Below are 20,821 nucleotides of genomic sequence, written 5' to 3' on the forward strand. Positions count from 1 at the left end.
AGAAGCCTCGCGACCGCCGCTTACCGTTTCCCTACCGTGTGCTGACCGCCGCTGACCGCAGCCGTGCGCCGCGTGCGTAGGCGCTGTCGTAGGCCTCGGACGACAGGCACGCACGCGTGCGCCGTGCCGTGCCGACGACATCGGGGTCGCCGTCCAGGCGCAGGCCCCGCAGACCGGTGGCGGCGCCCAGGAGTTCGGCGGCCTCCTCCGGCCGGGCGGCGAGACCGGCCAGGGCGTCCGCGACGTCCGCCAGCAGCAGCACGTCGGACGACGGCAGGGCCTGGGCGCGGGCCTGCGCGAGCCAGTCGCGGGCGGCACCGGTGTCGCCCTCGGCGGCGGCCGTGCGGCCCAGGCCGATCAGGATGCGTACCGTCTCGCCGACGCTGAACCAGGTGGCCGCGCACGCCCGCAGCGCGTCCTCGTAGTGCGTCCGCGCGCGTGCCGTGTCACCGGCGTGGCGGGCCACGTCGCCCAGGCCGCGCAGCGCGCCCGCCACCTTGTCGGCGGCACCGGCCGTGCGGGCGAGGTCGCGGCAGCGGGCGAAGTGCGCGGCGGCCTCCTCGTGGGCGCCCCGCGCCAGCAGCACGTACGCGCGCCGGTGCAGCAGGTCCGCGGTCTCCTCGGGCGCGTCCAGCTCCCGCACATGGGTCAGGCCCTCGTCGAGCAGTGCGAGGGCACGCGCGTGTGCGCCGCGCGCGAGGGCGAAGCCGCCGAGCGGGTCCAGGCAGTTGGCCATGCCCCAGCGGTCGCCGGTGGCGCGAAAACCCTCCCACGCGCGCGTGAAGACCTCCTCCGCCTCCTGCGCGCGACCCGAGAACCACGCCTGGTAGGCGAGACCGAGGTCCAGCAGGGCCCGGCCCCACGGCTCGTCGCCGACCTGCACGCGCACGTGCGCGTCGACCGTGAGCTGCGGGCCGCCCGTGAGGGACCACAGGACCACCGTGAACGGCAGCCGCAGCGGTGTCTCCAGCGTCGCCATGACGGAGGCCGCCCGCGCGACGAGGCCCGGGTCGGCCGGGTCGTCGCCCTGCCCGGAGACCGCGTTCATCAGGCACAGCGCGTACTCCTCGGACAGGCCGGAGGGCGGCTCGTCGCCGACCGCCGCGAGCAGAGCACGGGCCTGCGGCACCCGCTCACCGTGCAGGCCGCGCAGCCGGCGGAACCAGGTCAGGGCGGCCATCAGGCGCAGCGCCTCGCGCGGGGCGGTGTCCGTCAGCCGGCGCAGGGCCGCGTCCAGGTTCTCGTGCTCGGCGGCCAGCCGGGCCAGCCACGGCAACTGCTCACCGCCGCGCAGATACGGCTGCGCGCGCTCGGCCAGCCGGAGGAAGTGCGCGGCGTGGGCGTCCTGGAGCCCTGCCGAGCCGGCCGGGTGCCCGGCGCCGCCCGCCAATTCCTGCGCCGCGAACGCGCGGATCGTCTCCAGCATGCGGTAGCGCCCGTCCGCCACCTCCACGAACGACTTCTCCACCAGGGACGCGAGGACGTCCTCCGGGTACGGCACCGCGCACACCGCGGCCACCGCGTCCAGGGTGGCGCCGCCGCGGAACACGGTCAGCCGGCTCGCCAGCTCCCGCTCCCGCCGGTCCAGCAGCTCCCAGCTCCACTCCACGACGGCGCGCAGCGTGCGGTGCCGGGGCGCCTTGGCGCGGTCGCCGCGGGCCAGCAGCCGGAACCGGTCGTGCAGCCGCTCGGCCAGCTCCTGCGGTGACAGGGTGCGCAGCCGGGCCGCGGCCAGCTCGATCGCCAGCGGCAGGCCGTCCAGCGCACGGCAGATCTCCGGCACGCGCGCGTCGTCGCCGTCGACGTCGGGGCGTACGGCGCGCGCCCGGTCCAGCAGCAGCCGTACGGCCGGCTCCTCGGGCAGCGGCGGCACGGGGACCAGTACCTCGCCGGTGATGCCCAGCGACTCCCGGCTGGTCGCGAGGACCCGCACACCGGGACAGGCGCCGAGCAGCAGCGCCACGGTCCGGGCGGCGGCGTCGATCAGGTGCTCGCAGTTGTCGAGCACCAGCAGCACCGCGCGGTCCTCCAGCGCGGTCAGCAGCCGGTCCATGGCGTCCGTGGCCGGGGCGCGGAACCCGTCGCGCACCCCGAGCGCGGCCAGCACGGCGTACGGGATGCGCTCGCCGTCGGCCAGCGGCGCCAGCTCCACCAGGCAGACGTCCGGGGCGGCGTCAGGCGCGTCGGCCGCTGGCTGCCGTGGCTGCCCGGCCGGCCCGTCGAGCCGGCCGCGGGCGGCCTCCAGGGCGAGCCGGGTCTTGCCGACGCCGCCGGGCCCGGTGAGCGTCACCAGCCGGGACCCGGCGAGCGCCTCCGGGAGGCGGGCCAGCTCGGGCTCCCGGCCGACGAACCGGGTCAGCTGCGCCGGCAGCCGGGGCCGGGGCGGGGCGCCGGGGCGTGCCCGCAGCAGGTCCAGGTGGAGGGCGGACAGCTCGGGCGACGGGTCGGCGCCCAGCTCGTCGGCGAGCACACGGCGGGCCTGGTCGAACACCGCGAGCGCCTCGGCGGTCCGCCCGTCCGCGTGCAGGGCCCGCATCAGCCGGCCGTACAGCCGCTCGTCCAGCGGCTGCTGCGCGATCAGCGCCCGCAGCTCCGGCACCAGCTCCGCGCCGCTGCCACCTGCGACATCGGCCTCGATCCGGTCCTGTACGACGGCCAGCCGCAGCTCCTCAAGCCGGGTCCGCTCGGCGTGCGCGTCCGGCAGGTCGGGCAGCGCCGGGCCGCGCCACAGGGCGAGGGCGTCCCGCAGCAGTGCCGCCGCCCGCGGATGATCACCAGCGCCGAGGGCGGTGCGTCCCTCGGCGGCGAGACGGGCGAAGCGGTGGGCGTCGACGGCGGCGGGGTCCACGGCGAGCCGGTAGCCGGTCCCGGCGGCCTCGACGGCGATGTGCGGGCCCAGGCGCCGGCGCAGCCGCGAGATCTGGGACTGCAGGGCGTTCGTGGCCTCGGCGGGTGGCTCGGCGCCGTACACGCCGTCCAGGAGCCGGTCCGCCGGGACGGGCCGGCCGGCGTCGAGCAGCAGCAGCGTGAGCAGGGCGCGGGGGCGGGGACCGCCGGGGGAGAGGGCGACGCCGTCGTCGGTGACGATCTCCAACGGGCCCAGGATGCCGAAGCGCATTCTGCGGATTCTGGCAGGCCACAGCGCGTCATGGGTACGGCAAAAAGCCGGCCCACCGAGGTGGACCGGCTCTGTGCAGCGAACCGACAGTGGCCGCGCGCTTTAGCGTTGCGTCAGCGCGAGACCTTGCCGGCCTTGATGCACGAGGTGCAGGCGTTCACGCGCTTCGGCGTCCCACCGACCACGGTACGCACGCGCTGGATGTTCGGGTTCCAGCGACGGGGCGTACGGCGGTGCGAGTGGGAGATGTTGTTGCCGAAGCCCGGCCCCTTGCCGCAGACGTCGCAGTTGGCAGCCACGGGTCACTCCAAAGACTTCAGATGCACGTACGGTTAATCCCGGCATGCCGGGACGGATCCTGCGATCGGTGAGTGATCTGAGATCTGAGTGGCGCTGCCAGGGGAACAGCCCGATGGGATCGGGCAACCGGAGCAGCATACAACGACTGCGTCCGGACAACGAAACTACCATGGCGGCCCAGGGGTCCGGCCACGGCCCTCTTCCGGCGGGCACCGGGCCGGGGTCTACGCTGCGTCCCACGTCCAGCAGCTCAGGGAGGCGCAGGTGGCGCAGGTGCCGCAGACATTCTTCGATGCTCTCGCGGTGCGCACGTGGTGCTCCCTCGCGCTGGACGCGCTCGGTCGCGCCCGCGAGGAGATCGACGCGATCAACGTCTATCCGGTGGCCGACGGGGACACCGGCACCAACCTCTATCTGACCCTGGAGTCGGCCGCCGCCGCGGTCGAGGCCGTGTTCGCCGGGTACGAGACCGGCGGCGGGCGGCCCTCCCTGGCCGACGCCGTCCACGCCATGGCGCACGGCGCACTCATCGGGGCGCGCGGGAACTCCGGGACCATCCTCGCCCAGCTGCTGCGCGGCATGGCGCAGGTCCTCGCCGGCCACGGTGACGACTCTCACACCGACGGGCCGGGGCTGCGGCGGGCGCTGCGGTGCGCGGCCGACTCCGCCCGGCAGGCCGTCGCCCACCCCGTCGAGGGCACCGTGCTGACCGTCGCCGCGGCGGCCGCCGACGCCGCCGAGGGCGAGGGCGGCCGGGGCGGCGACTGCGGGACGGTCGCGCGGGCCGCGTACGACGGGGCACGCACGGCGCTCGCCGCGACCCCCGGCCAGCTCGCCGCTCTGCGCCACGCCGGGGTGGTGGACGCCGGCGGACGGGGGCTGGTGACGGTGCTGGGGGCGCTCGTGGAGACGTTCACGGGGGAGACGCCGTCGGATCCGGGCGGCCACCCGCGCGTGCGGGCCGCCGCGCAGGCGCGCGTGCCCGCCGAGACGCTCATCGCCTGCCCCGACGCGGGAGCCGCTCCCGACGAGCGCACCCCGGCCTTCGAGGTGATCTACCTCCTGGAGGCCGACGACGACGCCGTCGCCCGGCTGCGCCGGCGCCTGGACGCCCTCGGCGACTCGCTCGTCGTGGTCGGCGGCGACGGGCTGTGGAACGTCCATGTGCACGTCGACGACGCCGGCGCCGCCGTGGAGGCCGGGGTGGAGGCCGGACGGCCGTACCGGATCCGGATCACCCACTTCGGCGCCGACGACGTACACACCGCGCGCGGCGAGCGCCCGCCCCGCGAGCGCGCCCAGCGGGCCGTCGTCGCCGTCGTCCCCGGCGAGGGCCTCGCCGGGCTGTACGCCGAGGCGGGCGCGACGACGGTGCTCGCCCGTCCCGGGGAGCCGCCCGCCAGCGGCGAACTGGTGGAGGCCGTACGACGCGCCCACGCGCGCGAGGTCGTGCTGCTGCCCAACGACCCCGAGTTGCGCCACACCGCCGCCGCGGCCGCCGAGCAGGCCCGCACCGAGGGCATCCGGGTGGCACTCATCCCGACCCGGTCAGCGGTCCAGGGGATCGCCGCGCTCGCCGTGCACGAGGCCGACCGCCGCTTCGACGAGGACGTCGTCTCCATGACCTCGGCCGCGGGCGCCACCCGTTACGCCGAGGTCACCGTCGCCGAACACGAGTCCTGGACCACGGCCGGCATCTGCCAGGCCGGTGACGTCCTCGGCCTCATCGACGGCGACGTCGCCGTGATCGGCGCGGACGTCACCGCCACCGCCGAGACCGTCCTGGACCGCATGCTCGCGGCCGGCGGCGAACTCGTCACCCTCGTCCTCGGTGACGACGCCCCCGACGGCGTCACCGACCGGCTGGAGAGCCGGGTGCGGGAGACCTACCTGGCCGTCGACACGGTCGTCTACCGGGGCGGCCGGCAGGGCGCGCTCCTGCTGATCGGCGTGGAGTGACGCGTTCGTGCTGACCGGCGGGTGATCCCGCCGCCCGGCGGTGCGCAGGGCGGCGGGGACACCGGAGGCGGTGCGGACGCGCTCAGTCCGCCGCCTTGCGCACCGCCTGTGCCTCCTGCACCGCCTCCTTCTGCACCGCCTGTGCCTTCCCCACCGCCTGCGCCAGCTGTTCCGCCTCCGCACGGCGGGACGCGGCCGTCCCGTCGTCCTCGGGGGCCCCTTCGTACGCCGTGAGGACGGCACGCGCGCGTGCCTGTGCCGCGTCGGGCCGGCCCAGCTCGGCCGCCAGCCGGCCCGCGGCGAGTTCCGCGCCGGTGCGGGCGTGGACCGCGTCCGGGCCCAGCGAGGCGAAGACGGTGATCGCCTTCTCCAGCTCGGCCAGGGCGTCCTCGAAGGCCTCCGGGCCGCAGCGGGCCAGCAGATCGCCGTACTGGCGGTGGGTGTGGCCCAGTTCCGCGGTGACCCGGTGCCGTGCCTCCTCGTCCCCGTCCGCCGCCGCGAGCGCCGCCGCGCACTCCTCGGCGGCCGCCGTCATCAGCTCCCGGGCCGCCGCCGGGCCGTCCTCGGCCCGCAGCGCCAGCCACGCGCGGGCACGCAGCGAACGCACCAAGCCGTGCACGTCGTCCACCGCGCGCCACAGCTCACCGGCCCGCGCGTAGGCCTGCCCGGCCTCCTCCGCGAGCCCCGCCGCCTCCAGGCTCGTCGCGGCGAGGTGGGCGAGCGTGGCGTGGTCCTGCTGCTCCGGCCAGTGCCGGGCGATGTCGGCCGCCTGCAGACGCCGTTCGGCCGCCGCCCGATGCTCGCCCAGCTCGCCCAGGCAGTCCCCGAGCCACCACAGGGTCTGCACCACCGCCCCGTCGCCGTGCGTCTCGGCGCGCACGTCGGGCAGTGCCGACTCCAGCACCTCCGCCGCCTCCGCCCACCGTCCCTGCCGGACCAGCAGCCCGCCGAGCTGGTGCCGCGCCCAGGCGCCCAGCGCCGGCCCCTCGCCCGCCTCGTCCGCCCACTGCGCGGCCTCCAGGGTGTGCTCGGCGGCCTCCGCCACCTCACCGCGTCCGCCGACGACCTCGGCGAGCTGCAGGTGCAGCTGTGCCCGCCCGACCGGCGTCAGCTGCGCCCCGCCGTGCTCCAGGGCCGCACGCAGCGCCCGTTCGGCCTCGGCCGTGTCCCCGAGGTGATGGGCGAGCTGCGCCAGCCGCGCCTCGTACTCCACCGCGAACCACGGCACCCCGGCGTCGGTGAACTCCCGTGCCGCCCGGCCGAACAGCTCGGCGGCCGCCCGCGGATCCCCGCCGTGCGCGGCCAGTTCGCCGAGGATCGCGAGCCCCTCGGCATGCCGCGCCGCGAGCCGCACGTCGTCACCGGTGCGGCCCTCGACGAGCGCCAGCACCTCCCGTACGGCCCCCTCGGCCCGCTCCGCGACCTCCGCGTCCACCGGCCCCTCGGCCTCGTGCACGCGTCGCATCAGGATCCGCGCCCGGCTCATCACCACCGACGCGGCCTGCCGCAGCCCGGTGCCGTCACCGGCGTACAGCGCGAGCACCCGGTCGTACGGCTCCGCTACCGCCGCGAGTCCCGCGTCCACGTCACCGGCGAGCGCCCGCACGTACGCCCCACGCGCGCGTGCCGCGAGGGCCTCACCCTCGTCGCCCGCCCGCGCGTACAGCCCGGCCGCCTGCTCGAACAGCTCGGCGCCCTCCTCGCCGCGGCTCATCGCCTCGTGGTCGAGGAGTTCCGCCCGGTCGTACGGCGTCAGCTCGGCGCCCTCGGCGGCCCGCGCGACGGCCGCCCACGCCTCGAGGGCGTCCGGCCGCAGCGTGTCCGACAGCCGCCGTGCCTCGGCGAGCAGCGCGGGCAGGTCCGCTTCGACGGCGGGTTCGGCCACGGGCGCGGCCACCGGTGCCGGCGGAGCCGTCCGCACCGACCGGACGCCCAGCGCAAGCCGCTCCACCAGCGGCCGCTGCGCCATCCGCGCCCGTACCCACTCGCTCACGTACGCCGTGCCGTTGCGCCGGTCGAAGCGCTCGGCCAGCGCCAGCGCCTCGGCACGCGCGTGCAGGGCGAGTTCCCCCGCCGTCCACCCCCGGCCCGCCGGCCCCGGCACCCGCTGCCCGGCCAGGCCCAGCTGCACCAGCCGGTCCATGAGCAGCGCGACCACCGCCAGGAAATCCATGCGGCTGCGCGGATGCCCGTCGTCGGTGAAGTACGCCGGACGCTCGGCCAGCAGCTCCAGCGCGCGTGCCTCGTTGCCGCTGAGCGCGCAGAACTCCACGTGGTCAGCGAACGCGCCCCGCATGCTCTCCATGGCCCGCACCAGCCGCAGGCCCCGCAGATGATGCGCGCGCGCCTCGTCCGTCCGTCCCAGCCGCAGCAGCGGCAGCAGCGACGAGGCGAGCACCGTGTGCGGCTCGTGCGCACAGCTGAACTCGCCCTCCAGCACCGGCCGCCACGCCTCGAGCGCCTCCGCGTCCCGGCCCCGCTCGGACTGCCACCAGCCCTGCTGGTGCAGCTCGCAGGCGTGGCAGTCGGCCATGTCGTCGCGGTCCGCGGCCAGCCACCCGGCACAGGCCCGCTCGGCCCGCGCGATGTCCCCGACATGCGCGGCGACGGACAGCTCCGCGCTGCGCACCGCCCGTTCGGAGTACCCGGCGAGCCGGTAGCGGTGCTCCATCTCGCCGAGCCACTTCTCGATGGACTCCAGCGGGATGTGCGGCTGGTCGAGCATGCCGGACGACATCCACTTGAACACCCAGTGCAGCGAGTGCGCCTCGTACGCGTCGAAGTCCTCGGGCCGTTCGTCCCACATACGCAGCAGCCGCGCGAACGGGACGAACATCTTCGCTTTCTCGGAGCTGTAGTTGTAGACCTTCAGCTGGTGCCCGAGCGCCTCGATCACGGCGAGCGGGATGTCCAGCTTCTCCGCCTCGGCGAGCAGCTGCTCGGCACGCGCGTTGCGCGCCGGACCCTCCGGCTGCTCGGAGTTCTCCGCCATCGCCCGGCGCAACGCGTCGAAGTCGGTGATCTCGTTCATCGCTGCTCGCCCTCCCCGTGCGTCGCCCACTCCAGCAGCCCGATGAAGGCGCGGTTCAGCAGCGCCGAGTCGGCGGGCCTGAGCGGCCGCTGCGCCATCAGCAGCGCCTGCCCGTACAGCGATTCCGTCGCGGTGCCGATCAGCTCCGGATCGCCCAGCGCGCTGATCCGGCGCACCAGCGGATTGAGGTGGTTCAGCACGAGACGCGCGCGTGGCGCGCTGCCGCGCAGCGAGCCGAGGATGCCCGCCCACAGGTCGTCCGCCTGCTCCTGCGCCTCGGCGCGCGCCTGCTCGTGCCGGGCCGCCCGGTCGTCCAGGTGCAGCGCGGGCACCGACAGCGGATGGAAGGCGCGCAGCACGACATCGCAGCCCAGCGGGTCCAGCTTGGCCCGCGCGGCCGCCAGGAAGCCCGCCAGCGCCAGCTCCACGTCCGCCTCGACCCCGTCCAGATGCGCGGTGACGGTGTCCGCATCCAGCTCGGCGACCACCGTGCCGGGCCGCACCGACGGCAGCGCCTCGACCAGCTCGCTGTCGTACGTGTAGCCGCCGTTGACGACACCGACGCCCTGCGCGGAGGCGATCGGCGCGACCTGCCGGTACTCCTCCACCGTCCGCGTGAAGTGCACCACCGGGTGGCGCTGCGCGAACTCCTCCAGCGACAGCCGCCCGTCCGTCGTCTCGAACGGCAGCCACGGCAGCATCGTGCGCAGCATCTCCGCGTCGTGCCGCGCGAGCGACTTCACGCCGAGGTGGTGGACCGACAGGAAGGCCGCGAGCCGCTCGGGGTCACCGGCCGCGAGCGACGTCAGCCAGGTCCGGATCCGCTCCCCGAGCGCCTCCCGCACGGCCGCCAGCGTCTCGTCCTCGTACAGCGACTCGCGCGAGGCGGTGGGCCGCAGGCTGTCGGTGTCCAGCACGCAGCGCACGAAGAACGCCCAGTCCGGCAGCAGCTGTTCGGCCCGCTCGGTCAGCAGCATGCCCTTCAGGTGCACGCGGTGCCCCGCCCGCTGCGCGGGACTCACCGCCTGGGGCAGCACGTAGGCCACCCCGCGGATGCCGGCCACCGGCACGTCCAGGTCGATGGAGTCCAGCGGAGTGAACCCGAACAGAGCGTGGCAGTGCCGGGCCAGCGCCACGCGGCGCGTCGCGGGACTCGGATAGGAGCGGTCCCAGGGCGCCGGCAGGTCCGTGACCGCCTCCTCGCCGACCCGCACGTCGTACGGCAGCAGCGAGCCGAAGTCCCGGGCCAGCGTCAGCACCCGCTCGGGCGTGAGCCACTCGGCCGCCCCGGGACGGGCGGTGAGGTACACGGTCGTGCCCGGCTCCGGCCGATCCGCCACCGGCAACGTCCGCACGGTGTACGAGCCGTCGTCGCGCGCCGTCCACTCCACCGGCGGCGCGTCGGGGGTACGGGCGCTGCGGCTGACCACCCGGATCCGCTCGGCGACGACGAAACAGGCCAGCAGCCCGATACCGAACTGCCCGAGGAAGTCCGAGCGCGCCTCGCGCAACCCGTCCGACCGCTTGGAGCTGCGGCCGATGGTGGCCAGCAGGGTGTGCACGTCCGCCTCGGTGAGCCCGATCCCGGAGTCCTCCACGCGCAGGGTGCCGCCCTCGGCGTACATCCGCACCCGGGCGGGAGCGCCGGGCTCCTCGGCCCGGCGGGCGGTGACGGCGTCGACGGCGTTCTGCAGCAGCTCGCGCAGATAGACCTTCGGACTGGAGTAGAGGTGGTGGGAGAGCAGGTCGACCAGACCACGCAGGTCGACCTGGAACGAATGAGGTGTCTGAGGTGTCTGAGGTGACCGGGATGCCTGGGATGACTGTGAGGTCTGCGAGTCCATCGTCACAGCGCCGCTGGTGGGGGAGGGCCGAGGGCGCGGGGTCGGGCGGTCCCGGTGGGGCGGGGATCCGCGGGGGATGGCCGGAGCGCGTCATCCTACGGTTCGAACGAACGTCCCTACCAGGGATTTCCGAAGACTTGCCCAAGCCGTCGCCGCCCCCTCCCGACGCGTGCCACGCGTGCCGAGGGACCGGAGTCGCCGCACGTCTTCGGCATTGTCAGTGCCGTGGTGTGCAATGGATCTCGTGCCCGCACTGCAAGAACCCCTGAAGAAGGTGCTCGGCCCCGCCACCGCCAAGGTGATGGCCGAGCACCTCGGCCTGCACACCGTCGGCGACCTCCTCCACCACTACCCGCGCAGATACGAGGAGCGGGGCCAGCTCACCCACCTCGCCGACCTCCCCATGGACGAGCACGTCACGGTGGTCGCCCAGGTCGCCGACGCCCGCCTGCACACCTTCGCCTCCTCCCGGGCCCCGCGCGGCAAGGGCCAGCGGCTGGAGGTGACCATCACCGACGGCAGCGGCAGGCTCCAGCTGGTCTTCTTCAACGCCGGCGTGCACAAGCCCCACAAGGAACTGCTGCCGGGCACCCGCGCGATGTTCGCCGGCAAGGTCTCCGTCTTCAACCGCCGCCTCCAGCTCAACCACCCCGCCTACGAGTTGCTGCGCGGCGACGGCGAGGAGAGCGTCGAGGCATGGGCCGGTGCGCTCATCCCCCTCTACCCGGCCACCGCGAAACTGGAGTCCTGGAAGATCGGCAAGGCGGTCCAGACGGTCCTGCCCAGCGCCCAGGAGGCCGCCGACCCGCTCCCGGACAGCCTGCGCGAGGGCCGCGGCCTGGTCTCCCTGCCGGAGGCCCTGCTCAAGATCCACCGCCCGCACACCAAGGCCGACATCGCCGACGCCCGCGCCCGTCTGAAGTGGGACGAGGCCTTCGTCCTCCAGGTCGCCCTCGCCCGCCGCCGCCACGCCGACGCGCAGCTCCCGGCGGTGGCCCGCCGCCCCGAGCCGGACGGCATCCTCGCCGCCTTCGACGCCCGCCTGCCCTTCACCCTCACCGAGGGCCAGCAGAAGGTCTCCCAGGAGATCTTCGACGACCTGGCCACGGAACACCCGATGCACCGGCTGCTGCAGGGCGAGGTCGGATCGGGAAAGACCATGGTCGCCCTGCGGGCCATGCTCGCCGTCGTCGACGCCGGCGGGCAGGCGGCCATGCTCGCGCCCACCGAGGTGCTCGCCCAGCAGCACCACCGGTCGATCACCGAGATGATGGGGGAACTGGCCGAAGGCGGCCTGCTCGGCGGCGCCGAACAGGGCACCAAGGTCGTCCTGCTCACCGGTTCCATGGGCGCCGCCGCCCGCCGGCAGGCGCTGCTCGACCTGGTCACCGGCGAGGCCGGCCTCGTCATCGGCACGCACGCGCTCATCGAGGACAAGGTCCAGTTCCACGACCTCGGCCTGGTCGTCGTGGACGAGCAGCACCGCTTCGGCGTCGAACAGCGCGACGCCCTGCGCGGCAAGGGCAAGCAGCCGCCGCACCTGCTCGTCATGACCGCCACCCCCATCCCGCGCACGGTGGCCATGACCGTCTTCGGCGACCTGGAGACCTCCGTCCTGGACCAGCTCCCGGCCGGCCGTTCGCCCATCGCCAGCCATGTCGTCCCCGCCGCCGACAAACCGCACTTCCTGGCCCGCGCCTGGGAGCGGGTGCGCGAGGAGGTGGCGAACGGCCACCAGGCGTACGTGGTCTGCCCGCGCATCGGTGACGAGGAGGACGACAAGAAGACCAAGAAGTCCGCCGAGGACGACGCCGAGAAGCGCCCGCCGCTCGCCGTCCTCGACGTCGCCGAACAGCTCGCCCGCGGCCCGCTGACCGGCCTGACGGTCGAGGTGCTGCACGGCAGGATGCACCCCGACGACAAGGACGCCGTCATGCGCCGCTTCGCCGCCGGCGAGACGGACGTCCTGGTCGCCACGACCGTCATCGAGGTCGGCGTCAACGTCCCCAACGCCACCGCGATGGTGATCATGGATGCCGACCGCTTCGGCGTCTCCCAGCTGCACCAGCTGCGCGGCCGGGTCGGCCGTGGCGCGGCCCCCGGGCTGTGCCTGCTGGTCACCGAGATGCCCGAGGCGAGCCCCGCCCGCCAGCGCCTGAACGCGGTCGCCGCCACACTCGACGGCTTCGAACTGTCCCGGATCGACCTCGAACAGCGCCGCGAGGGCGACGTCCTCGGCCAGGCCCAGTCCGGCGCCCGCTCCTCCCTGCGCGTCCTCGAGGTCATCGAGGACGAGGAGATCATCGCGGAGGCGAGGGAGGAGGCGGCGCGGATCGTCGCGGCGGACCCGGAACTGGAGGGCCTTCCGGCCCTGCGGACGGCACTGGACGCCCTCCTGGACGAGGAGAGGGAGCAGTACCTGGACAAGGGGTGAAGCGGTCCTGCCCCGGGGCGCGGGGCGTCCCCCCGTACGCGGCTACCGCCGTGGGGACGCGACCAGCCACAATGAACACCGAGCCGCCCCCTACCAAGGACCCGAGATGACCCGCGTAATCGCCGGCGCAGCCGGCGGCCGCCGCCTGGCGGTCCCGCCAGGCACCGGAACCCGCCCCACCTCAGACCGCGCACGCGAGGGCCTCTTCTCCACCTGGCAGTCCCTCCTCGGCGGCCCCCTCGACGGCGAACGGGTCCTCGACCTCTACGCGGGCTCCGGCGCCGTCGGCCTGGAGGCCCTCTCCCGCGGCGCGAGCCACACCCTCCTCGTGGAGGCCGACGCCCGTGCCGCGAGGACCGTGCGCGACAACGCGAGGAGCCTGGGCCTGCCCGGCGCCGAGATCAGACACGGCAAAGCGGAACAGATCGTCCGCACCGGACCCCCGCAGGCCCCCTACGACCTGGTCTTTCTCGATCCGCCGTACGCCGTCACCGACGACGATCTTCGCGAGATCCTGCTCACACTCCGCTCGGAAAGCTGGCTCGCTGAGCAAGCGCTCGTCACCGTGGAGCGCAGCACCAGGGGCGGGGAGTTCCGGTGGCCGGACGGTTTCGAAGCCCTCCGGGCCCGGCGCTACGGCGAGGGAACGTTTTGGTACGGTCGCGCCGCCTCTACGTGCGAAGACGCACGATGACCGGACCGGAGAGCGAGGGATCACAAGTGCGCCGCGCCGTCTGTCCCGGGTCGTTCGACCCGATCACCAACGGACATCTCGACATCATCGCCCGCGCCTCCCGTCTGTACGACGAGGTGTACGTCGCGGTGATGATCAACCAGTCCAAGAAGGGCCTGTTCGAGATCGAGGAGCGGATCGAGCTGATCCGCACCGTGACCGCCGAGTACGGCAACGTCCGGGTCGAGGCCTTCCACGGCCTCCTCGTCGACTTCTGCAAGCAGCGTGACATCCCCGCCATCGTCAAGGGCCTGCGCGCGGTCAGCGACTTCGACTACGAACTGCAGATGGCCCAGATGAACAACGGCCTCTCCGGGGTGGAGACGCTCTTCGTGCCCACCAACCCCACCTACAGCTTCCTGTCGTCCTCCTTGGTCAAGGAGGTCGCGCAGTGGGGCGGCGACGTCTCCCACCTCGTCCCGGCCCCCGTGCTCCAGGCGCTCAACACGCGGCTGCGTCAAGGCTGAACGGGCTACAGTCGTCCCGTCCGTCTCCATCACATCCGTAGAGAGTGGCGAGCACACGGTGGACGTGCAGAAAAAGCTCGACGAGATCGTCTCCGCGGTCTCCGGTGCCCGGTCGATGCCCATGTCGGCCTCGTGCGTGGTCAACCGCGCCGACCTGCTGTCGATGCTGGAGGAGCTGCGCGCGGCCCTGCCCGACTCCCTCGCCCACGCCCAAGAGGTGATCGGCGACCGGGAGCAGATGGTCGAGCAGGCCCGTCAGGAGGCCGAGCGGATCATCGCCGGCGCCCACGCCGAGCGCGGCTCGCTGATCTCCGACACCGAGGTCGCCCGCCGCTCGCAGGCCGAGGCCGACCGGATCCTCGCCGAGGCCCGCCAGGAGGCCGAGGAGATCCGCGCCGAGGCCGACGACTACGTCGACTCCAAGCTCGCCAACTTCGAGGTCGTCCTCACCAAGACCCTCGGCTCGGTGGGCCGCGGCCGCGAGAAGCTGCTCGGCACCGGCCCCGGCCTCGACGCGGACGGCTACGAGGATGAGGACGCCCCGCAGCGCAGCCACGACCCCGAGACCCTGCGCCGCGACGCCGACGCCTACGTCGACGCCAAGCTCGGCGCCTTCGAGGCCGTACTGGCCAAGACCCTGGAGGCGGTCGGCCGCGGCCGGCAGAAGCTGCACGGCCGGATCGCCACGGACGACCTCGGCGCCCTCGCCGGCGACACCAGCACCGTCCAGCACTCCAGCGACGCCGACTACCTCGCCGACCTCGCCGCCCTCGCCGAGCAGGACACCCCGGCCCAGCCCAGCCCGGCCCCGCCGGCGCACCAGCCGCAGTACGCGGCGTACGCCCAGCAGCCCGACCCCTACGCCGGCTACCCGCAGCAGTACGCCGAACAGGACCAGCAGTACGCTCAGCAGGACGCCTACGGCTACCAGCAGGCCGACCCCTACGGCTACGGCGGCTACGACACCGGTCAGCAGCCCGTCTACGACCCGCAGCAGGCCCAGCAGCAGGGCCAGGCCGTACCGCAGCAGCAGACGGCGCAGCAGCAGTCGTACGCCCTCGACGAGACCAGCCTCTTCGACACCGGCATGATCAGCGCCGAACAGCTCAGGGCCTACGAACAGGGCCGCGGCCTGTAGCCGTCCGGCCCGGATTGGGCCGAGAGCGAAAGGTCCAGTATCCTGGCTCTTCGGTCGCGAGTACGTCCGCGATCAGCGCTGCCCGGAGCTTTCCGCGGCGGCGTCCCCCCTGAGCTGGAAGACCGAAAGCAGGAATGGCTCACAACGCCCGCCTCGACCACCGCAACCCCCTCGTGTTCGACACGCACGAGCTGGGTCGGCGGCCAGGTGCGCTGCAGCGCCTGACTCGCACGGTCCCCACTCCCCGGGACTTCGGTCTGGTGGGAGTCATCGGAGTGCCGGAAGGCGCCCCGCTGGAGCTCGAACTCCGCCTGGAGTCGGTCATTGAAGGGGTGCTTGTCACAGGCACCGCCCGTGCCACGGCGAAGGGGGAGTGCGTAAGGTGTCTGGAGCCGCTTCAGCTCGACGTCGAAGCGGACTTCCAGGAGATGTTCTCGTACCCTGACGCCGACGACCGGGGCCGTGTCCAGCACACGGAACCGGGCGACGACGCCGAGGACGACGAGGACAGGCTCTTCCTCGAGGACGGACTCTTCGACCTCGAATCTGTGCTGCGTGATGCGGTGGTGCTCGCACTGCCGATGCAGCCGGTGTGCCAGGAAGACTGCCCCGGTCTGTGCCCCGAGTGCGGGGTACGGCTCGCGGACGACCCGGACCACCACCACGACGCCGTCGACATCCGTTGGGCGGCTTTGCAGGGACTCGCCGGCTCACTTCGGGACGGCGACAAGGACGACACGAGCGGCGCCGAAGCGGGCGTCGACGAGAAGCAGGAGAAGTAGCCGTGGCTGTTCCGAAGCGGAAGATGTCGCGCAGCAACACGCGCCACCGCCGGTCGCAGTGGAAGGCTGCGGTCCCCACCCTGGTCGCGTGCGAGCGCTGCCACGAGCCCAAGCAGCAGCACATCGCGTGCCCGTCGTGCGGCACCTACAACAAGCGCCAGGTCCTCGAGGTCTGAGCGGCTGGTGAGAGGCACTGTGTCCACGCCCAAGAAGCAGTCGGCGGACAACCAGGCCTCGTCCCACACGCTTCTGGAAGGGCGGCTCGGCTACCAGCTCGAGTCCGCCCTTCTGGTGCGAGCGCTGACGCACCGCTCCTACGCGTACGAGAACGGCGGTCTGCCGACGAACGAGCGCCTGGAGTTCCTCGGGGACTCCGTACTCGGTCTCGTCGTCACCGACACGCTGTACCGCACCCACCCCGACCTGCCCGAAGGCCAGCTGGCCAAGTTGCGGGCCGCGGTGGTCAACTCGCGTGCGCTGGCGGAGGTCGGACGCGGCCTCGACCTGGGCTCCTTCATCCGGCTCGGCCGCGGTGAAGAGGGCACGGGCGGCCGGGACAAGGCATCCATCCTCGCCGACACCCTGGAAGCGGTGATCGGCGCGGTCTATCTCGACCAGGGCCTCGACGCGGCCTCCGAACTGGTGCACCGCCTGTTCGACCCGCTGATCGAGAAGTCCTCCAACCTGGGCGCCGGCCTGGACTGGAAGACATCCCTGCAGGAGCTGACCGCGACCGAGGGGCTCGGCGTTCCCGAGTACCTGGTCACGGAGACCGGCCCCGATCACGAGAAGACCTTCACTGCTGCCGCCCGCGTCGGAGGCGTCTCGTACGGCACCGGCACCGGCCGCAGCAAGAAGGAGGCGGAGCAGCAGGCCGCCGAGTCCGCGTGGCGCGCCATCCGCGCCGCCGCGGACGAGCGCGCCAAGGCGGCCGAGGCGGCGAAGGCCGCCGAGAGCGCCGACGAGGCGTCGGCCTCCGCCTGATCCGTCGGACGACCTGCTCCGACGGACGACCTGATCCGACGAACGACCGAGCGCCCGCCCCGCACCGGGGCGGGCGCTCGCTCCATACTGTGTGACGCCGCACCGCGTGACGGGGGGAGCACCATGCCCGAGTTGCCCGAGGTCGAGGTCGTACGACGCGGCCTGGAGCGGTGGGTCGCCCACCGCACCGTCGCCGACGCCGAGGTGCTGCACCCGCGCGCCGTACGCCGCCACCCGGCCGGCGCCGACGACTTCGCGCACCGGCTCGAAGGGCACCGCATCGGCGTGCCCAGCCGGCGCGGCAAATACCTGTGGCTGCCGCTGGAGGACACCGGGCAGGCGATCCTCGCGCACCTCGGGATGAGCGGCCAGCTGCTGGTCCAGCCGCACGCCGCGCCCGACGAGAAGCACCTGCGCATCCGGGTCCGCTTCACCGACGTGCAGGGCACCGAGCTGCGCTTCGTCGACCAGCGCACCTTCGGCGGGCTGTCGCTGCACGACACCACCGACGACGGACTGCCGGACGTCATCGGGCACATCGCCCGCGACCCGCTCGACCCCCTCTTCGACGACGAGGTCTTCCACCAGGCGCTGCGCCGCAAGCGGACCACCATCAAGCGGGCGCTGCTCGACCAGTCGCTGATCAGCGGGGTCGGCAACATCTACGCCGACGAGGCGCTGTGGCGCTCCCGCGTCCACTACGAGCGCCCCACGGCCGGCTTCACCCGGCCGCGCACGGCCGAACTCCTCGGCCACATCCGCGACGTGATGAACGAGGCCCTCGCGGTCGGCGGCACCAGCTTCGACAGCCTCTACGTCAACGTCAACGGCGAGTCGGGCTACTTCGACCGGTCGCTGGACGCGTACGGCCGAGAGGGCCTGCCGTGCAAGCGGTGCGGCACGCCGATGCGGCGCCGCCCGTGGATGAACCGCTCCAGCTACTTCTGCCCCAAGTGCCAGCGGGCGCCGCGCGTCACGCCGTAGCGCGGGACCCGTCGTACCGGTCCCGGGCGGCCAGGACGTCGTCCATGCTGCCCTCGACGAAGTGGATGAGGCTCAGCAGCCGCTCGGCGACCTGGCGGCCCAGTGGCGTCAGCTCGTAGTCCACGCGCGGCGGATTCGTGGGCTGGGCCTCACGGTGGACCAGCCCGTCGCGTTCCAGCGCGTGCAGGGTCTGGGACAGCATCTTCTCGCTCACCCCGTCCACCCGGCGGCGCAGCTCGTTGAAGCGCAGCGGGCCCTCGTGCAGCGCGCCGAGCGTGAGCGCGCCCCAGCGTCCGGTGACGTGCTCCAGCGTGCCCCGTGACGGGCAGGCCTTGGCGAACACGTTGTACGGCAGGTCCTGGTCGGGCGTGCGCTGGTCGGTACCGGTCATGTCTTGAGCGTACTCCAGCGCAGCGCTTTCTGCTGGGTTGCACTAACCAAAAGTTAGTGCTTTCCTTTGGTCATCGTTTCCGAGCTGCCTTGACGAGGAGTACGCATGACCATCCCTGTTGTCGCGATCGCCTACCACTCCGGTTTCGGTCACACCGCCGTCCTGGCCGAGGCCGTACGGGCGGGTGCCGTCGACGCCGGAGCCGAGGTGCACCTGATCAAGGTCGACGAGATCACCGACGCCCAGTGGGAGCTGCTGGACCGCGCCGACGCGATCGTCTTCGGCTCGCCGACCTACATGGGCACCGCGTCCGGCGCCTTCCACGTCTTCGCCGAGGCCACCTCGAAGCGCTGGGCCAGCCGGGCGTGGGCGGACAAGCTGGCGGCGGGCTTCACCAACTCCGGCTCCAAGAGCGGCGACAAGCTGCACACGCTGCAGTTCTTCCAGATCCTCGCCGCGCAGCTCGGCATGCACTGGGTCAATCTGGGCCTGCTGCCCGGCTGGAACAGCGGCACGGCCTCCGAGAACGACCTCAACCGCCTCGGCTTCTTCTCCGGCGCGGCCGCCCAGACCAATGTCGACGAGGGCCCGGAGGGCGTCCACAAGGCCGACCTCGCCACGGCGGAGCACCTGGGCCGCCGCGTGGCGGACACGGCCCGCGTCTTCCTGCGGGGACTGGCGGCCGCCTGACCCGTCCGGTGCCACCGGGCGAGAGCCGTGACCAGGACCCAGAACTCCCAGGGCGCGCCGCCCCCTTCGAGGCCGGGCCCCGCAGCCGCGGGCCCCGCCCCCTGAGCCGCCCCGGCCCTTCCCGGCCGGGGCGGTTCAGTATCCGAAGTCCTGGGTCCACCAAGGGCCGCCGGCGCCGAGGTGGACGCCGACACCGAGGGTCTTGAAGGACGGGTTCAGGATGTTGGCGCGGTGGCCCGGGCTGTCCATCCAGGCCGCCACCACCGCCGCCGCGTCGGCCTGACCGCGGGCTATGTTCTCGCCGCCCAGACCCGTGATACCGGCCCTCGCGGCACGGTCCCACGGGGTGCGCCCGTCGGGATCGGTGTGGTCGAAGAAGCCGCGCGCGGCCATGTCGTCGCTGAAGTTCTCGGCCAGGCCCGTCAGCGCGCTGTTCGCCGCCAGCGGGGCCACACCGGCCTTCGCTCGCTCCTCGTTGACCAGCCGCAGGACCTCCGCCTCGGCCTGTGTGCGCGCCGACACCGGGACCGGGGCCGGGGGCGTGCTGGTCCGCTCCGGCGGCTTCGTGGGGGTCGCCTTGCGTGAGGGAGCGGTCGTGTGCGGCACGGCCGACGGCTTCGTCGACGCCGTCTTCGACGGCGTGGGCGTGGGGGAGGGCGGCGGGGTGGACGGGGACGCGGAAGGCGAGGGAGTGACCGATGCCGACGCCGATGCCGACGCGGACGCCGAGGTCGGCGCCGAGGTGGAACGACCGGGGGTCCGGGCGGTGACCGTGCCGCCCGTGCTGCCGGCCTCGGCGCTGCCGGAGGTGCCGCCCTGCTCGCTGGGCGAGTTCGTCGGCGCCTCCGCTGCCCGTACCCCGCCGTCCCCGCCCGCGCTGCCGCCGAGCCGGTAGTTGTGCAGCCCCGGCACCACACCGGAGGCGACGGCGACCGTACCGATGGCGACCGCGCCCGCGACCCCCAGCAGACCGGTGCGCACCGGCGTCACGGCCCGCCTGCGCCGGCGGCGCCCACCGCCGCGGGGCGCGCCCGCGTCCGGAGCGAAGCCAGACCCGGAGCCGCCCCCCGAGGAGGTGTCGTCGGTGGCGAACAGATACGCCTGGCTCTTCGCCACGGCCTCCGCGTACGCCTCGGGGTTCAGATAGGGCGCGATGCCCAGGGGGGCGGTGTCGCCCCGGGTCGAACCGCCCGGGGTGCGGTGCTCCGCGCGAGAGCCCTCCGGCTGCGCGGCCCCCGTGGCGCGGCCCTTGGCGGCGCGGCCGGCGGCGGAGCGTCGGTGGCGTCCCATGTCCTGGCCTTCCTCGTCCTCCGGTCGGCCCGCCCAGCGGGTCATGGGGGTCCCCTCGCCCCCGGCAGCCGACCAGACCCACCCGATCGGGTGAGTTTCATATGAGATGCATTGCGTCGGGACGGTACCCCATGGCGCCTGGGGAGGAAGTGTCCCAAGAGACATTGGCCGGTTAGGTTGCACCCATGAGCGAGGATGTACGACTGGTCGCCTGGGTGCGTGGACACGTGCAGGGCGTGGGTTTTCGCTGGTTCACGCGGGCCAAGGCGCTCGAGATCGGCGGCCTGAGTGGTTTTGCTCTCAATTTGGCCGACGGCCGCGTCCAGGTGGTCGCGGAGGGCTCCCGCCCGGGCTGCGAGGGCCTGCTCGACTGGCTCCGGGGCGGCGACACGCCGGGTCGCGTGGAGGGCGTCACCGAGATCTGGGACACACCCCGTGGCGGCTACGACGGCTTCGCCATCCGCTGACGCGCGGCTCCCGGTCCGCCCCACGGCGCGCCGATGCGCTCCGCACGCCCCCCGCGCCTCCCGGAAACCGCAGGTCGCTGCGGAGAAGGGCTTGCGATGAGGGCCCGCGCACGCAAGGATGATCGCCACGCCCCGAGGGGCCCGCAGGAGTCGCCGCGCAGGCGTTTGTCAGCCGCGTGCCCCGGGTCGTCCTCCCACACGGGGCGTGA

The 20,821-nt window shown here is 73.7% G+C and carries 17 protein-coding genes; 11 read left to right on the forward strand and 6 right to left on the reverse strand.

Annotation, left to right across the window (positions count from 1 at the left end; translation table 11 throughout):
- Positions 1-31: 31 nt before the first annotated feature.
- Both ACZ64A_RS36560 and rpmB read right to left on the reverse strand, forming a co-directional pair.
- On the reverse strand, positions 32-3,118 hold the full coding sequence (locus tag ACZ64A_RS36560; RefSeq protein ID WP_469816321.1) for an AfsR/SARP family transcriptional regulator: 3,087 nt from the start codon (positions 3,116-3,118) through the stop codon (positions 32-34).
- A gap of 113 nt (positions 3,119-3,231) precedes the next feature.
- On the reverse strand, positions 3,232-3,417 hold the full coding sequence (rpmB, locus tag ACZ64A_RS36565; RefSeq protein ID WP_004924906.1) for a 50S ribosomal protein L28: 186 nt from the start codon (positions 3,415-3,417) through the stop codon (positions 3,232-3,234).
- 265 nt (positions 3,418-3,682) lie between these two features.
- Between rpmB and ACZ64A_RS36570 the strand changes: the two genes are divergently transcribed.
- On the forward strand, positions 3,683-5,377 hold the full coding sequence (locus ACZ64A_RS36570) for a DAK2 domain-containing protein (protein WP_469816323.1): 1,695 nt from the start codon (positions 3,683-3,685) through the stop codon (positions 5,375-5,377).
- 82 nt (positions 5,378-5,459) lie between these two features.
- Here the strand turns inward: ACZ64A_RS36570 and ACZ64A_RS36575 are convergent, their stop codons facing one another.
- Together ACZ64A_RS36575 and ACZ64A_RS36580 are read right to left on the reverse strand one after the other, a co-directional pair.
- Positions 5,460-8,408: a tetratricopeptide repeat protein gene (locus ACZ64A_RS36575; RefSeq protein WP_469816325.1), complete on the reverse strand. Its 2,949-nt coding sequence runs from the start codon at positions 8,406-8,408 to the stop codon at positions 5,460-5,462.
- Positions 8,405-10,252, reverse strand: a complete 1,848-nt coding sequence (locus ACZ64A_RS36580; RefSeq protein ID WP_469816327.1) for an HSP90 family protein — start codon at positions 10,250-10,252, stop codon at positions 8,405-8,407. Before ACZ64A_RS36580 ends, ACZ64A_RS36575 begins: the two co-directional genes overlap by 4 nt.
- A gap of 235 nt (positions 10,253-10,487) precedes the next feature.
- Here ACZ64A_RS36580 and recG point away from each other — a divergent pair, with 235 nt between their 5' ends.
- From recG to mutM, 8 genes are all read left to right on the forward strand, one after another.
- The gene (recG, locus tag ACZ64A_RS36585; protein WP_469816329.1) at positions 10,488-12,686 is read left to right on the forward strand and encodes an ATP-dependent DNA helicase RecG; all 2,199 of its coding nucleotides are present in this window, start codon (positions 10,488-10,490) and stop codon (positions 12,684-12,686) included.
- A gap of 106 nt (positions 12,687-12,792) precedes the next feature.
- Positions 12,793-13,380, forward strand: coding sequence for a 16S rRNA (guanine(966)-N(2))-methyltransferase RsmD (gene rsmD, locus ACZ64A_RS36590; protein WP_469816330.1), 588 nt, complete (start codon positions 12,793-12,795; stop codon positions 13,378-13,380).
- Between the two features lie 26 nt (positions 13,381-13,406).
- Positions 13,407-13,886 carry a pantetheine-phosphate adenylyltransferase gene (gene coaD / locus ACZ64A_RS36595; protein ID WP_469816348.1) on the forward strand — a complete coding sequence of 160 codons (480 nt, stop codon included), beginning with the start codon at positions 13,407-13,409 and terminating at the stop codon, positions 13,884-13,886.
- 58 nt (positions 13,887-13,944) lie between these two features.
- The gene (locus tag ACZ64A_RS36600) at positions 13,945-15,024 is read left to right on the forward strand and encodes an ATP synthase F0 subunit B (RefSeq protein ID WP_469816332.1); all 1,080 of its coding nucleotides are present in this window, start codon (positions 13,945-13,947) and stop codon (positions 15,022-15,024) included.
- Between the two features lie 134 nt (positions 15,025-15,158).
- Positions 15,159-15,806, forward strand: coding sequence for a YceD family protein (locus ACZ64A_RS36605; protein WP_469816334.1), 648 nt, complete (start codon positions 15,159-15,161; stop codon positions 15,804-15,806).
- 2 nt (positions 15,807-15,808) lie between these two features.
- Positions 15,809-15,982 carry a 50S ribosomal protein L32 gene (gene rpmF, locus ACZ64A_RS36610; protein ID WP_003951102.1) on the forward strand — a complete coding sequence of 58 codons (174 nt, stop codon included), beginning with the start codon at positions 15,809-15,811 and terminating at the stop codon, positions 15,980-15,982.
- A 7-nt stretch (positions 15,983-15,989) separates the two neighbouring features.
- A complete protein-coding gene (gene rnc, locus ACZ64A_RS36615; protein ID WP_469816336.1) occupies positions 15,990-16,790 on the forward strand; it encodes a ribonuclease III in 801 nt (266 codons plus the stop codon).
- 123 nt (positions 16,791-16,913) lie between these two features.
- Entirely contained in the window at positions 16,914-17,774 is an 861-nt protein-coding gene (gene mutM / locus ACZ64A_RS36620) for a bifunctional DNA-formamidopyrimidine glycosylase/DNA-(apurinic or apyrimidinic site) lyase (protein ID WP_469816338.1), read from the forward strand.
- Here the strand turns inward: mutM and ACZ64A_RS36625 are convergent.
- Positions 17,764-18,165, reverse strand: coding sequence for a winged helix-turn-helix transcriptional regulator (locus tag ACZ64A_RS36625; RefSeq protein ID WP_469816340.1), 402 nt, complete (start codon positions 18,163-18,165; stop codon positions 17,764-17,766). The genes mutM and ACZ64A_RS36625 overlap by 11 nt on opposite strands.
- Positions 18,166-18,270: 105 nt before the next feature.
- Here ACZ64A_RS36625 and ACZ64A_RS36630 point away from each other — a divergent pair, with 105 nt between their 5' ends.
- Positions 18,271-18,855 carry a flavodoxin family protein gene (locus ACZ64A_RS36630; protein ID WP_469816342.1) on the forward strand — a complete coding sequence of 195 codons (585 nt, stop codon included), beginning with the start codon at positions 18,271-18,273 and terminating at the stop codon, positions 18,853-18,855.
- Positions 18,856-18,990: 135 nt separating this feature from the next.
- Here the strand turns inward: ACZ64A_RS36630 and ACZ64A_RS36635 are convergent, their stop codons facing one another.
- Complete coding sequence (locus ACZ64A_RS36635; protein WP_469816350.1) at positions 18,991-20,145, reverse strand: CAP domain-containing protein; 1,155 nt, start codon at positions 20,143-20,145, stop codon at positions 18,991-18,993.
- A gap of 185 nt (positions 20,146-20,330) precedes the next feature.
- On the opposite strand from ACZ64A_RS36635, the gene ACZ64A_RS36640 reads away from it, so the two are divergent.
- Positions 20,331-20,612 (forward strand): acylphosphatase, encoded by a 282-nt coding sequence (locus tag ACZ64A_RS36640; RefSeq protein WP_361627643.1) that lies wholly within the window; start codon positions 20,331-20,333, stop codon positions 20,610-20,612.
- The last annotated feature ends 209 nt before the right edge of the window (positions 20,613-20,821 follow it).

The organism is Streptomyces sp. NPDC104814 (genome assembly GCF_055583185.1).